At 52.9% G+C, this 13882-nt stretch carries 10 protein-coding genes; 5 read left to right on the forward strand and 5 right to left on the reverse strand.

All coding sequences use genetic code 11. From position 1 onward, the window contains the following. Positions 1 to 77: 77 nt before the first annotated feature. Both R3F50_07765 and R3F50_07770 read right to left on the reverse strand, forming a co-directional pair. The gene (locus tag R3F50_07765) at positions 78 to 1451 is read right to left on the reverse strand and encodes an ATP-binding protein (GenBank protein MEZ5490202.1); all 1374 of its coding nucleotides are present in this window, start codon (positions 1449 to 1451) and stop codon (positions 78 to 80) included. Then, a complete protein-coding gene (locus R3F50_07770; GenBank protein MEZ5490203.1) occupies positions 1451 to 2176 on the reverse strand; it encodes a response regulator in 726 nt (241 codons plus the stop codon). The genes R3F50_07765 and R3F50_07770 overlap by 1 nt, the downstream gene beginning before the upstream one ends. Positions 2177 to 2345: 169 nt before the next feature. Between R3F50_07770 and R3F50_07775 the strand changes: the two genes are divergently transcribed. The 5 genes from R3F50_07775 (at position 2346) to R3F50_07795 (ending at position 10252) form a co-directional block, all read left to right on the forward strand. Continuing rightward, positions 2346 to 2807, forward strand: coding sequence for a hypothetical protein (locus R3F50_07775; protein ID MEZ5490204.1), 462 nt, complete (start codon positions 2346 to 2348; stop codon positions 2805 to 2807). Positions 2808 to 2862: 55 nt separating this feature from the next. Continuing rightward, complete coding sequence (locus R3F50_07780; protein MEZ5490205.1) at positions 2863 to 4272, forward strand: TolC family outer membrane protein; 1410 nt, start codon at positions 2863 to 2865, stop codon at positions 4270 to 4272. 502 nt (positions 4273 to 4774) lie between these two features. Continuing rightward, positions 4775 to 5968 (forward strand): efflux RND transporter periplasmic adaptor subunit, encoded by a 1194-nt coding sequence (locus tag R3F50_07785; protein ID MEZ5490206.1) that lies wholly within the window; start codon positions 4775 to 4777, stop codon positions 5966 to 5968. 27 nt (positions 5969 to 5995) lie between these two features. After that, complete coding sequence (locus R3F50_07790; protein ID MEZ5490207.1) at positions 5996 to 9199, forward strand: efflux RND transporter permease subunit; 3204 nt, start codon at positions 5996 to 5998, stop codon at positions 9197 to 9199. 585 nt (positions 9200 to 9784) lie between these two features. Next, positions 9785 to 10252: a hypothetical protein gene (locus R3F50_07795; GenBank protein ID MEZ5490208.1), complete on the forward strand. Its 468-nt coding sequence runs from the start codon at positions 9785 to 9787 to the stop codon at positions 10250 to 10252. A gap of 345 nt (positions 10253 to 10597) precedes the next feature. On the opposite strand, the gene R3F50_07800 is transcribed toward R3F50_07795, so the two are convergent. The 3 genes from R3F50_07800 to R3F50_07810 form a co-directional block, all read right to left on the reverse strand. Beyond that, positions 10598 to 11272: a putative 2OG-Fe(II) oxygenase gene (locus R3F50_07800; protein MEZ5490209.1), complete on the reverse strand. Its 675-nt coding sequence runs from the start codon at positions 11270 to 11272 to the stop codon at positions 10598 to 10600. A 61-nt stretch (positions 11273 to 11333) separates the two neighbouring features. Next, positions 11334 to 11879, reverse strand: coding sequence for a hypothetical protein (locus R3F50_07805; GenBank protein MEZ5490210.1), 546 nt, complete (start codon positions 11877 to 11879; stop codon positions 11334 to 11336). Positions 11880 to 12016: 137 nt separating this feature from the next. Then, positions 12017 to 13852 (reverse strand): sulfotransferase, encoded by a 1836-nt coding sequence (locus R3F50_07810; GenBank protein MEZ5490211.1) that lies wholly within the window; start codon positions 13850 to 13852, stop codon positions 12017 to 12019. Positions 13853 to 13882: the final 30 nt, after the last annotated feature.

The raw sequence follows: 13882 nt of genomic DNA on the forward strand, positions 1-13882 counted from the left end.
TTTCACTGAAAACTGACTCTGTCGGATCGCCTTCCTTGTCTACAACAATTTCGAATTCAATCGGTAAACTACTCACCTCAAGTTCGAATAGCCTCTGGAAAGCTAACGATTGCAGATAGTCCTCCAGCAGGTCGATTCTCCAGCTCCAAAGATGCACCATGGGCTCGGGCGATGGCGCGGGCAATACCAAGTCCAAGGCCGCTACCGCCAGTCTGCCTGCTCCGTGAGGAATCCTGGCGGTAAAACGGTTCAAACACATCTTCAAGTTGATCCTCTGGCAATCCTGGACCATTGTCCTCCACCCGGACTACAAAGTTCTTGCCGTCAAAGATCGTACATAATGAAATTTGACCATTACCGTAAGACCTTGCGTTATCTAACAAATTTTCGAAAAGTCGTCGTAGGGCAATCGGGTCGCCAGCGATCTCGAAACGGTCGGTGGATCTGGTATTTGAGTAGGCAACCTCGAAGGGGGCCGTTTCTGCAATCTTCGCAAGAAAAGTATTCAGTTCGATCAACTCCCGAGGGCCTTTTGGACTTTCGGCGCGGGCATAAGCAAGCATGTCGGTGACGAGTGACTCCATCTGATTTAGATCAGATTCGATTTCCTTTTCTGTAATAGTGTGCCCCTCACTCATGCGTAGCCGAACCCTGGTTAACCCAGTTCGGATGTCATGGGCAATTGCGACCATAATCTGTTCGCGCTCCCGTATCAGGTTTGCTAGTCTGGACCGCATTCGATTCAGCGCACTTGCAATGCGTCTCAATTCTACCGGCCCTGACTCCGATACAACTGTGCCGACTTCTGCCAGGCCGATTCTTTCGGCATCTCGTTCCAAATCCTGTACTGGTCGTAACATGACCGAAGAAAGCGAGTAACTGAAGATTAGGGCAAATACCACAAGTAAAGTAATGGCCACTAAGATGCCTCTTGGTTGACCAGGCAATGAAGCCGATGGAGCGAGCTTCAGATTGAGAACGCGTCCATCCTCCAGCTCGATAGCAATATGAATCGCAGAGGCCGCGTCTAACGCTTCATTGCTGCCGAAATCAGCATCCCTGCGAAGTTCTAACGCGCCCAGGTTGCGAAAACGAATTTCTCGGTTTCTAAGTCGCCCTGTTACATCGCTGTCGGCACTATCGAGTTCAGCACGTAACTCTGCCCGTAACTGGAGACCGTTCTCAAAGGAATCACTGACTGATGCCAACCGCTCACTCCCAGAGTACGCCGACAGAATGAACGGCTCCATTTCTTCGGGTACATTTTCCAAGAGCCAGACAAGCTCTGCAATGCTCACTGCATTCTCTTCTACCACTGAAGGGAACACCAGGTTAGTAAAAGGAGTTTGCATGAGCGCGATGAGCAACAGGAACAGGAGGATAATACCGCCCACTGTGAGGCCCATCACCCGCACTATGATCGACGAAAAAACGTCGCTCAAGCGGACCATCAAATATTCACCGTTTTTACCTCGGCCGCGAATGCGTAGCCGAGATTGCGTACCGTCTTTATATATTCAGGACGACGGGGGTCTTTTTCGATTTTGCCGCGCAGGCGGCTGATCTGAGAGTCAATGCTGCGGTCGAATGGATTAGTGGCTACACCACGCGACAGATCAATAAGCTGATCTCGCGATAAAACCCGCGGGGCCCGCTCTACTAACGCAAGCAATAGAGCGAACTCTCCAGACGTTAAGTCAATCGACTCACCCGTGTCTCGTTGGATCGACCTGCGTTCGGGGAATAAAGTGAAGTGTCCAAAAGCGAAGGCGCGACCTGTGCTGGATGCGGGAGAGCCGGTCTTGTCTTGTGCCCGGCGCATCACAGATTTTATGCGTGCGACCAATTCCCGGGGATTAAAGGGTTTAGCAAGGTAATCATCAGCACCCACTTCAAGGCCTACAATACGATCTACATCTTCGGCAAGCGCTGTCACCATAATGATCGGTACGTTGCACTTTCTTCTCAGGCGCTGGCAGAAAGACAAGCCGTCTTCGCCCTCCATCATCAAGTCGAGCACTATCAGGTCTGGATCAAAGCGCTCCAATTCGATATCGGCTGTGGCTGCAGAGTAGGCTATTTGTGTTTCCATCCCGTTACGCTCCAGCACCTCCTTGATCAAATTAAGGATCTCGAGATCATCATCAACAATCAGGATGCGATAAGACATGTCCATGAATAGAGCTTATCTGCTTCAGAAGACACGCTCAACTTCCGGTTTGTGGCGCTTTAGTGTCAAAGTCAGCCCTTGGCAACATTTCGCAACATTTGGTCAGTTGTCCGGCAAAATGCGACAAGACACAGAGGCTAATATTTAGCCAATTCTCAGATTGATGGAGTGCAATATGAAATTCTATTCCCGCTGTGCCCGTGTTAGTTACTTCATGGCTGCTGGTTTTATATTACTGGCCACACCGTTGGAATCCAAGGCACAAAGCCAGGGCAGTCGGTCTTCCATATTGAGTGCCGATTCAAACGGAGACGGTGAGATCACCTGGTCTGAAGTGATTGAGATGCGGACAAATGCGTTTGCGCGTCTAGATCGCAATGGCGATGGATTTGTTGATAAGCAGGACCGTCCCGGTTTTGGGTTTGGACGGCGATTCGATGAAGCATTTAACCGTATGAAAGCCCGCTACGATGTCGATGCAGATCAGCGCATTTCGCGCTCTGAACTACTAGAAGGACCCGAGCCCATGTTCGAGGCTGGTGACAAAAATAATGATGAAGTGCTTAGTAGTGAAGAAATGGCTGCACTACGTGCGGGCATGAGCAATACCAACAGACTTGATTCCCTGGCTAACTGAAACCGCTCAATTTACACCCCTCGATGCTTGCCCATCCTAGGTAAAAGGTGACTCCATGGGATCGCTCCTACGAACACTCGGCATTATGCTAGCTTGCGCGTCAATTCCGCAGGCTGCCCCCGCGGACGACCTGGCCGAAATACTGAATCTGGCGCTGGACAACGACCCGACCTTACGACAAGCCCGGGCCTTATACCGGGCCAACCGGGAAGTGCTGGTACAGGGACGGGCGGCCCTCATGCCAAGTTTAAGTACAACTGGTACAACGTCACGCCAAACTTCCGGTCCGTCTGACTCCATTTATGCCACGATAACCGATCCTCAGACTGGCGAAATAAGAAGAATCAGGATCGCGGACGATATGAGTTTCCAACCTGGCCTGAACAGCCACGGTTACTTCGTGAACCTGTCCCAGGCTCTTTTCAATCTGCCGGCGTGGTATACCTACCAGAGTGCTAAAGCCACGGATCGGGCAGCCGCTATGGACTTTGCCGCCCAGGAACAGAACCTGATTTTCCGCGTCGCCATTGCCTACTTCGATGTACTGCGAGCCATCGACCTGCTTGAAACAAACATCCAGGAGGAAGAGGCAGCTCTGACATCTCTTGAGCAGACGCGCCGGCGGGAGGAAGTGGGCCTGGACACCATCATCGATGTCAATGACAGTCAGGCGGCTTACGATCTTGCACGCAACACTACGATCCTGCAGCGCGACATTCTGCGAGCCAGCTACGAAGCACTGGAAGCGATAACCGGCCAGCGCCATTTGGAGGTTGAAGTCTTGCGGGAAGATTTCCCCATCCTGCAGGTGGACGGTTCCTTGGATGAGTGGGAGGCTATGGCGGGTGAAAACAGTCTGGCCGTCGCCGCGGCAAAATATAACCTGGAAGCTTCGCAGGATACTTTGCGCGCCCGCAAAGCGGATCGCTACCCCACTCTTACTGCAACCGGTAGTTTCAGCCATTTCGTCACACCAACTATCGTGCGTGACGGTGTTCAGGCCTCAGGTGGTGCTTTTGATCAGACCAATCTCGGACTGGCGCTGAACATTCCGCTGTATTCCGGTGGCGCACTCAGTTCGAGACGTCGCGCTGCCGAGTATAATGTTACAGCTGCTCAGGAAAGCTTGGAGCTAGCCAGGCGCCAGTTGACCCAGAACATCCGCAACGCCTATCGTCGCGTCAACACTGATGTGCTGGTCATCGCCCAGCGGCAGCAGTCCATCGTTTCTGCCCAGAGTGCACTGGATCAGACTGAACTGGGGCTGGAAATCGGGCAGCGGAATATAGTTGAATTATTACGTGCCCGCGAGAATCTATATCGCGCTTTACGACAGTATGCGGTATCGCGCTATGACTATGTACTCGATACCCTGGCACTTAAGCAGATTACCGGCGTATTGACACCGCAAGATATACTGGATCTAAACCAGTGGCTGGAAGCTCCGGAACAAACCGTCCAATAACATCAGCAATGACGGGATAAACACAATGGGTGTTATCTATGCTAGATAGTCACCTTCTTTATGCCGCTAGAACGGTAGTCTCTTCAACCCTTTCAGCGCTTTTCCATACAATCCGATTTAGTACCCCATTAATCAGGTCAAAGATCTCGAGATCGTCATCAACAATCAGGATGCGGTAAGACATGTCCATGAATGGGGCTTATCTGCTTCATATGACACGCTCAACTTCGGCTTTGTGGCGCTTTAATGCGAAAGACAGCTCTCGGCAACATTTCGCAACAATTGGTTGCTCCTGCGACATAACGAGGTAACTCTCGAAGGCTAGTATTCCCCCTATTATTGGTTTAATGGAATGCTAAATGACTTACTTTGCCGGCTTTCGCTGTGTCATTTAGCTATTTGCCCAAGACCAGGTTCAGGTAAAGGTTTGCTCTGACCTGGTGAATGGATAAGCAAAAGTAACGCACAAGCAGCAGGAGAAGGAAGACTAAGGAGTTCTTACATGAAGCGAGTTCTAATTCCAATCGGCATAATGCTGGGATGTATCCTGGTAGCCGTCTTCCTGATTCGAACTCCGACTCTGTTGGAAGAAAGTGCGCCGGAAGTCATTCCGGTCACGGTCAGGGTTGCCGAGGTGCAAATGGAAACGGTGGACCTGGTAGTGAAATCCCAGGGCAAGGTGCAGGCGGCACAGACGGTGAGCCTGTCAGCACCGGTAGCCGGACCGGTACAGTGGATTAGCCCGGCTCTCGAAGCTGGCGGTTATGTGGAAGTAAACCAGGTAGTAATACGCCTGGAATCCAGCGATTTCGAAACGGTCATGGCGCGGAGTCGGGCCGCCATGCAGCAGGCAGAGGCGGAAGCCCGCCATGCCGCAGCGGAACTGGCCAGATTCCAGGAACTGGCAGATCAACGCCTCGCAAGTGAATCCCAGCTGCAGGATTCGACAAGGCAGGTAGAGGTAACCAAGGCACGTCTGGCAGATGCAGAAGCGAATTTTAATCAGGCTGTACTGGATTTCGAGCGCACCCAGATCAGGCCATCCATCAATGCCATTGTAGCAAGCCGTGATGTTGAACTTGGTCAGTATGTGAACCGGGCCCAGCAGGTTGCGGTTTTGTATGGTGCTGAAGAAGTTGAGGTGAGGGTGCCGCTGGCCATCAGACAGCTCGGTTACCTGAACATTCCCCTCGGTTCACGAGGTGAGTTCAGCGAAACAGCGGCGCCAACTGTAACACTCACCGGTATCTACGGTGGCGAAGAACATCACTGGACTGGCCGAATGGTGAGAACCGAGGCAGCCATCGATGCCAACAGCAATACGGTGCAATCCATAATTCGTGTAAAGCAGCCGGGTCCCCTGGCCGTGAGCAATTCCCCGAACACCAATCAGATTCCTCTGCCCATTGGTCTGTTTGTACGAGCGGAGATTGAGGGCAAACGGGTAGAAGAGTTAATCGCTCTGCCCCGTTCCGTGATTCGCAATAACGACCAGGTGCTAGTAATTGATGCGGAGAATAAAATGTATTTCCGGGATGTGGAGATCTTCCGCCTGGAAGAAGACCGAGTGCTAATCAGTGGCGGCCTGTTGCCAGGTGAGCTGATCTGTATCTCGCCGATCCAGGCAGTGGTCAATGGCATGACAGTGCAGCCTTTGCGTGAAATGAATTCCGCTGCTGCTCAGGCCTCAAACTAAGCCAGTTGGTATCCGGGAGAGCCAAACATGCGCACACCAATAACCTGGTTCGTAAAGAATCCCGTGGCCACCAACCTGATGATGTGGCTGTTTCTAGCGAGTGGCCTCATCGCCTATATAAACCTCAACCAGGAAGAGTTCCCCGATATCGACTTTGGATTCGTACAGGTCAGTGTCGCCTACCTGGGTGCAACGCCTGCAGAATCCGAGTCTGCTATCTGTCTTCGTATCGAGGAGGCACTGGAAGGAGCCGAAGATATCGAACGCCTGATCAGCACGGCGCGGGAGGGTGGATGTGATGCCACCCTGGAGCTGACTAGTGGAGCGGATCTTAATCGCGTATTGAATGACGTAAAGGGCAAGGTGGATGCCATCACTACTTTCCCGGTCGAGACAGAAAGACCCATCGTGCGGGCACTGAGCCCCACTAGCAACGTTATGACCCTTGCCTTGGCTTCCGAGACAGACGATCTTAGCCTCAAGCTCATTGCAGAAGAGGTTCGCAACAACATCCTCGACCTACCGGGTATCTCCACCGTCAATATCGAGTATCTGCGACCGCTGGAAATTTCTATCGAGGTATCAGAGTACACCTTGCGCCAGTATGAATTGACCCTAGACGAGATTTCCCGGGCCATTTCCAGGGCCTCATTGGATATGCCTGGCGGCACCATCCGATCCGAGTCGGGTGAAATTCTAGTGCGCACCAAGGGGCAGGTTTATGACGGCTCCGAGTACCAGAATCTCGTTATACGCTCATTCCCCGATGGCACCCAACTGCGCCTTGGCGATATTGCTACGGTAAAAGACGGATTCGAAGAAGGTTACCTGGATGCGCGTCTCAATGGCGTCAATGCGGCCATTATTGATGTGTTGCGGGTGGGCGACGAGGACATTGTGCGTTCTGCGCGGCAGATACGTCGGTGGATGGAATCTGCGAAGCTGGATCTACCAGAAGGGATGACCTTGAGAGTGGTGACAGATTCAGCCTCAGCCACGCAGGAACGTATTTCGACGGTAGCTCAGAACGCTTACACAGGACTTATTCTCGTATTGATCGTACTGGGGCTTTTCCTGCGCTTCAAATTGGCCGTATGGGTAGCAGCAGGCATTCCCATCGCTATTTTCGGTGCACTGGCCCTGTTTCCCAGCGTGGGTCTGACCATCAGTTCCCTGACTGTAATGGGGTTCATACTGGTGCTGGGGATCATCGTAGATGACGCTATCGTCGTAGGTGAACGTATTCACGCCTTCGAACGCAAGGGTTTCGACAAGGAGCAGGCTGCAATAGAAGGTACCTGTGAAGTGTCCGTACCAGTTATATTTGGCGTACTCACAACAATTGCCGCTTTCCTTCCTATCCTGTTACTCGATGGACAAATGGGTGCGTTTTTCAACACGATTGGGGCAGTAGTCGTATTCTGCCTGATCGCTAGTCTCGTTGAATCACAACTGATTCTGCCGGGGCATATTGCGCATCGGAAAACCGAAGGGTATTTTCTTGAAAGCTCTGCGTTAGTGCAGTGGTGGCAGCGCTTTCAAAACCGCATTGCGGAGAGCATGGAGAAACTTGCCGAGCATGGATACCAGCGTGCGCTGAAAAAAGTATTAAAATATCGCTACGCTGCCTGGGCAACTGCAACAGGTGTGATGATCATTACGTTGGCTCTAGTGTTCAGTGGTAGGGTGATTTTTCAGTTCATGCCCTCGGTAGAAGGAGATGTGGTGTATGGGTCACTACAAATGCCAGCGGGAGTGCCTGGCGAAGTTACCGAAGATGCTGTCAGTAATTTGCAGGAAAAGGCCATAGAACTCGCCGCAGAACTTGATGTCGAACTGGAACAATTGAAAGCTATAGGCATGGCACCTGATTCTACTGAGCGGGCAGTTGACAGAATTCTAACCATCATTGGTGGCCAGGCACCTCGCGGAGGCCCCAACCCTCCTGGCAGGCGATCAGCTGGCAGCAGCGAAGTAGCAGAAGTCGTGTTATACCTGGCTCCATTTAAAGATCGCGGACAGATCAGTTCTGCAGAGATTCGAGATCGCTGGCGGGAAAAAGTCGGAACTATTCCCGATGCGTTGGAATTAACTTATGTCTCCGATGCCTTTTCGGCAGGCGAAGCGATCAACTATCGGTTGGAAGGACGCAACGAAGAAAATCTAAAGACAGCTGCAAATCAGTTAAAAGGTGAGCTGGCCCAGTACCCTGGTGTCTTCGATATCAGCGATTCGTTCCGCGCTGGCAAACAGGAAGTGCAGGTCCAGATCCTGGAGCAGGGTAAGACACTGGGGCTTACTCTAAATGATATCGCCACTCAGGTTCGTCAGGCCTTCTATGGCGCCGAGTCCCAGCGTATTCAACGTGGCGCCGACGACATCCGTGTCATGGTTCGCTACCCCGAACAGGAGCGCCAGTCACTTGGCAACCTGGAAGATCTGTTGATTCGCACGCCAAGTGGCGCCGAGGTGCCTTTTCTCAGCGTAGCCGAATACACACTGGGAAATAGTTACTCCTCCATAAATCGTCAAAATGGACGTCGAGTTATAACTGTTCGGGGTGACATCGATCGCACCATCGTCAAGCCGGAAGAAATTCGATCTGAAGTGATGTCAAAGTACGCCCAGCGTTGGGAGCGGGAGCTGGATGTGGAACTGGTGCTTGGTGGTGAAGCCGAACAACAGGTGCGATCTCTATCCAATCTGTTCTCAACATTCCCGCTCGCTATGATCGTGATCTTTGCCTTGTTGGCAATACCGCTGAAGTCTTATCTGCAGCCTCTCATCATCATGAGTGTGATTCCTTTCGGGGCTATTGGTGCAATTTGCGGACACTTCATCATGGGCGCTGATCTCGTGTTCTTTTCACTACTAGGTATTATTGCTCTGAGTGGGGTAGTTGTGAATGCCAGCCTGGTGTTGGTGGATTCGATCAATCGTCTTCGTAATGAAGGATACGGCATGGTGGAAGCGTTATCCAAGGCAGGCATGATGCGGTTTCGCCCCATCATTTTGACTTCTATTACTACGTTTATAGGACTCGTGCCTCTGATGGCGACTGCTACTCCGGCTACCGCGTTTGTTATCCCAATGGCTATATCCCTGGCTTTTGGCGTGCTGTTTTCCACTGCGATCACGCTGTTTCTGGTTCCCAGCCTGTATTTGATCCTGCACGACTTCATCGGCCACACCGATTCAGCCGAAGAACGCGCACTGGCCTACCAGCACTAGCCGAGTGTTTAGCCATGCCTTCAGGTTCTTACTCGCGGGCCAACTGGGCATTTCTTTAATGATAGTGATGGTAGAACAGCGGGAGAATACAGTATTGAGGTGTCTGCAGAGTTAGGGAACCTCTGATTAATTAGGGAAACGCTCTGCGGGAGTCTGTCGGGCGTCATTGCAAGGCGTCGTGCGCAGGGAATGGCCCGGCCCTTGCCAAGCGCAACAACGCCGCAGTGGCGCCCGACAGGCCCCGCCCGAAGGGGCTTTCAGGCGAGCCCACTGCCTTCGTTGCCTCGCCTTGACAGGCCGACGCATGCCGGCGGCAAGGCGCCTCGTCAGTGACCTCGCCTGAAAGCCAGAGCGATTCCCTAATTAATCAGAGGTTCCTTAGCCAATCAAGTAGCTATTCAATAATGCGAGGCAGACCTAACACCCTTTGGCCTGGTATTGGAGGTCCAGCGCACGTTTTTGCCGCACAAGAACGACTTGCTTTAAATCTTACAGCTGAAACTACCGACACTATCACGCCATAAAAGGCTGTTGGAGGCCATTGGGCAGCAGCTCTGCCTGAAATAGAGATTGGATCGGATTCTCATGCATACCATTCCCCGTTTTGTATCAATCGTTGCAATTTTGCTTGGCAGCTTCGATATCGTTCGCGGCCTCGTGCACACTGTCTTTGTAGGAAACAAAGGTGCAATACTGGCCGGTCTTGATTTGGCCGGTTCGACCGGGCTCGACCAGCTGACTTTAATGATCGCATTCGGTGCGTCGAATCTTATTACAGGTGCGGCACTGATAGTGTTCGGTTTCGTTAATCGATTTGGTGCGCTAATCATGTTGATTGTCATACCACTGGCTTACGCCATAGCTGGTGTAAGCCTTGAATATTGGGGCACCAATCTCACGGGTACAGGTAGTTTTCCTGGAAGACGCAACGTGGCGTATTATATTTCGATTTGTGTTTTTAGCGTGACAGTTGCGCTCTTGTCGATGTGGCGGCAGAGACGACAAGACACCGCAAACCTTTTGAATCGAGGCGATGGATATAACAAGAATTGAACTTCACCCCAACTTATTGATTTCGATACATGCGGGATGCTTATCAATACAACTTATGTTGCATTTAGTGTTTCAATACTAGGCCGTTTGAAGAACGCGCTTTTCTTTATGCGTTTGACTAAATCCTTCAAGTAGCTTTTTTTCTACTTGAGAGTTGACCTCAGAAAGGTCGTTTATCGAACCGAATACTCGCCTGTATTTTCCCGTAACTTTCATCGTCGATCCTTGTCTGCAGTTGCCAAACTGACCTGACTTGGCAGTTTTTTAAAGAATCCTCCAATTTGCACGTAGAGGCAACTATATTCGGTCTCAGCAGCGAGTTACGGATTGAGAAGGTCACAGTCCCTAAGTCTTCGCAACCACCTTGTCCGCATCGGTCGGCTTACTGTACTGCAGTTGCACATTGGCAGAATAGATAACCCGATACTCGTCGCTTTCATGGGGTTCGGTGTGGTGCATCAGATAGCTCGGGAATACCACAAAAAGACCTTTCGTCGGCTGGATCGAGTAGCGGTAATTAAGCCAGCTTATTTCCGGGGGGTAAAAGTGTTGGAAGTGACCCCTTGATGGGTTGTCAAACACGATACGGCCAGTGTTCTCCGTTGCGGCTGCATAAAATGCCATGCTCAGATGGGAAAGCGGGTGGGTGTGCTCCGGGACATAATGTCCCCGGCCGTAGACTGAGGCCCAGGCATTATCGAGCCGCATGCCGAGACCGGGCTTGCCAACCACCTGGAGATAGTGGGCGAACACGTCCATCGCTGCTTTGTTGATAAAGTCGAAATCCTTCCGTCTGCCCAGGTTTACGTTGTAGAACGAGGTGAACCCATGCTGCTTGATATCTTCCCTGCTTTCGGCGCGCTTGCCGCTGTGCCAGGCATCGCTGATCAGTCCGGCGTCCGGGTATTCCTCCATTAATGCCATGCTTCTGGCAAAAAACTTATCAGCCAGGGCTTCCTTGTCCGGGAAATCGTCGACGGTCAGTACCGGATGGCTGAACAGTGGGAGTAATTGGCTCATAGTGCGTTAAGGGCTGGCTAGAATTCTGGAGTGATGATTATGTTAACAGCAGCTTATGTTTTCAAGGCTGCAGGGTGGGCGCCGGCACATCGAGCAATGACAGGTTGTGGCGCAACAGATCAACCACCCCCTGTCTGTCGCCGGCCGCTTCGAGAGCGCGCAGGTAATCCTGTTGGGCGCCGACCATGTCGCCGGCCAGATACCGGGCGGTGCCCCGATTATTCCAGGCCGACCATTGACCCGGTATCATCTCTACGGCTTCTGTACATTCCACCTCGGCCTTGGCCAGCTCCCGGATGTAGGTATAAACAACGCACAATGAATTGTAGGCGAAATAACGGCTGCTGGTATCCATCCCGGCCTGCTGCGCCCGTTCTTTGAACCGCAGTGCCAGTGTAAGAGCCTCGTCCGGTTTGTCTTGAGAAAGCAGACGGCGAATGCTTGAAACTTCGTCAGGTTCCTCAAATTGAATGGTCGTTCTCGGATTGGCGGTCCCTGCTGTGTTCAGGCGGGTGCCCGTGAGGGGAGTCTGAGCATCGGCAGAAGTGGTGAATGACAGCGCTACGGAAAATACTGTGGCAACAACTATCGGATTGAGTTTCAACATAAGTTTATTCCCTGGGTTAGGGGCTGGGGTCAGGAGTTGTTGTTGGAAAGTCGCAATGGAAAAGTGAGTCGCGATATTTTCGTTACCGGATCCGGCTTGATGTAGTGAGACAGCTTGTAAGTCAGGGTTTGAGATTGTCATGTGCTCTCGTCCTTTTTTGTGGCTCCGTCGTCATCGACACCTTCAAGTGAGTCGCCTTCCAGGGTGCTGCGCTCTGTGAGGCCGCTTTCGACATCAACACCGGCTTTCAGCAGAGCTTCGCGCAATGGGGCCAGTTGTAGATCATAATGCCTCGCCCGACCGCTGAATGCGGCCGACACCGGTTGGCGAACCTGCACCGAGCTGAAGGTGGCAATAGGCCTCTTAGTTTCATGGGGGCTGAAGCACGCGGCTTGCAAGGAAAGTCCGGCAAACTCCAGCACGCGGCCAATTTCGGCCTGTGTATCCTGCACCATGTCGGCATGATTAACGGTCAGAAAGGCATCCGGATAGCGACTCTTCCATAGCTCAAAGACCCTGGTATGCATGCCATAGTAATGGCCAATGTCACTCAGTCTGTGGGCGCAGGGCCAGTTCTTGGAGAACTTGTGCCGGTAGATGGAAAGTCCGACATCAAGGGGTGAGCGCACGGTAAAGATAACCGGCGAATCGGGAAACAGCAGGCGGATCAGGCCGATGGACCGGAAATTCATTGGTTGTTTGTCCACCACGCAGGCCTCAACGGCGGCAGCCGGCAGTGCCTCGAGGTAGCGCTGGCGCCAGCTGGCTGCCTTGCTGCGTACCATTTCACGCGCGACTGCGATGCCCTGCCCGCGAGCCACCTCCATCATCTCTTCGTAAATATCGTAGAGAGTAGGCAGTTCTCCGGCACCGTAGACCTCTGAATGAGAAGCCAGGATCGATTCGATCAGCGTCGTACCGGAGCGGGGCATGCCGACCACGAAAATTGGTCGCGGATGTTTGGAACTCAGCGGCTCAAGCTCACAATCCAGATTGCTGAAGAGGGCAGCGAGGAGTTCCGGTTCGCTGTCTGTCCGGGCCGGTTGATAGGTGATACCTTCCTGTTCGGAGATCGCGCGGTTTATTTCGTTGGCTCTGTCCCAGGCGGCGAACGCCTGGGCATAGTCTTTCCGGCGATCCAGTGCATCCCCCAGGGTAAAACCGAGCATGACCCGGTACTCGGGGTGGACGGACCGGTCACCGAACAATTTTCTGACCGCCTCTATCTCCCCATCGTCCATCCTGCCTTCACGCAGTGTCCCCAGCTCAACATAAGCGGTCGCAAAATCCGGTCGGGCTTTGATGGCACGACGAAAACAGTCTTCGGCGGGGACGAGGTCGCCAGTCATGTGGTGCAGGCGCCCCAGCGTATAAAGGAGCTCTGGCAGATCCGGTGCCAGCTTTTGCGCCGCGTCGAGATACGTGCGGGCCTGGTCATACTGCTGTGCTGCGATTGCGAGGCGGGCTGCGCCGACCAGAATTGCCGGGTTGCCGGGTGCCAGCTTAAGCACGCCGGCATACGCGGCGATGGCGGCATCGAATCGGGACTCTTCAAAGTGAGCGCGGGACAGTGCCTGCCAGGCCTCGAGGGAGTCTGGTTGCTGCTGAGTCCAGGCCTCGGCTATCCGCAATAACTCAGCCCAGTCCCGAATCTCGGCGGCCAGTGCCACGGCCACCTGCCATATCTGAGTGTGGTCGGGATTCACCTGCCAGGCGTGTGTGAGGACCTTGAGTGCCTCAGGATTCCTGCCACACCGGCCCAGGGTTCTGGCCAAAAGTAGTAGTGCCTGGGGATGGTCGGGGTATCGATTGAGAAGGGCTTGGAACGCGGAGATGGATTCGGTGTAGTTGCCTGCCTGGTAAAGGGCGGAACCAAGCATCAGACTCGCGTCAAGGTCGCCCGGATTCCGGGCGACCTTGTCACGCAGCAGTCTAATGACTTCCGATGCGGGTAGCGTTTCTGGTCGTTGCATTGCTGACCATTTTACACTCGCCGGCTCGGT

The organism is Gammaproteobacteria bacterium (genome assembly GCA_041395725.1).
In the GTDB taxonomy this organism is placed as follows: Bacteria; Pseudomonadota; Gammaproteobacteria; order Pseudomonadales; family Pseudohongiellaceae; genus NORP240.

What these genes read in the sequence shown, in the direction of transcription:
- R3F50_07790 (MEZ5490207.1), top strand. Translation starts at nt 5,996, where the DNA reads ATGCGCACACCAATAACCTGGTTCGTAAAGAATCCCGTGGCCACCAAC.
- R3F50_07800 (MEZ5490209.1), bottom strand. Translation starts at nt 11,272, where the DNA reads ATGAGCCAATTACTCCCACTGTTCAGCCATCCGGTACTGACCGTCGAC.
- R3F50_07770 (MEZ5490203.1), bottom strand. Translation starts at nt 2,176, where the DNA reads ATGGACATGTCTTATCGCATCCTGATTGTTGATGATGATCTCGAGATC.
- R3F50_07775 (MEZ5490204.1), top strand. Translation starts at nt 2,346, where the DNA reads ATGAAATTCTATTCCCGCTGTGCCCGTGTTAGTTACTTCATGGCTGCT.
- R3F50_07765 (MEZ5490202.1), bottom strand. Translation starts at nt 1,451, where the DNA reads ATGGTCCGCTTGAGCGACGTTTTTTCGTCGATCATAGTGCGGGTGATG.
- R3F50_07805 (MEZ5490210.1), bottom strand. Translation starts at nt 11,879, where the DNA reads ATGTTGAAACTCAATCCGATAGTTGTTGCCACAGTATTTTCCGTAGCG.
- R3F50_07810 (MEZ5490211.1), bottom strand. Translation starts at nt 13,852, where the DNA reads ATGCAACGACCAGAAACGCTACCCGCATCGGAAGTCATTAGACTGCTG.
- R3F50_07795 (MEZ5490208.1), top strand. Translation starts at nt 9,785, where the DNA reads ATGCATACCATTCCCCGTTTTGTATCAATCGTTGCAATTTTGCTTGGC.
- R3F50_07780 (MEZ5490205.1), top strand. Translation starts at nt 2,863, where the DNA reads ATGGGATCGCTCCTACGAACACTCGGCATTATGCTAGCTTGCGCGTCA.
- R3F50_07785 (MEZ5490206.1), top strand. Translation starts at nt 4,775, where the DNA reads ATGAAGCGAGTTCTAATTCCAATCGGCATAATGCTGGGATGTATCCTG.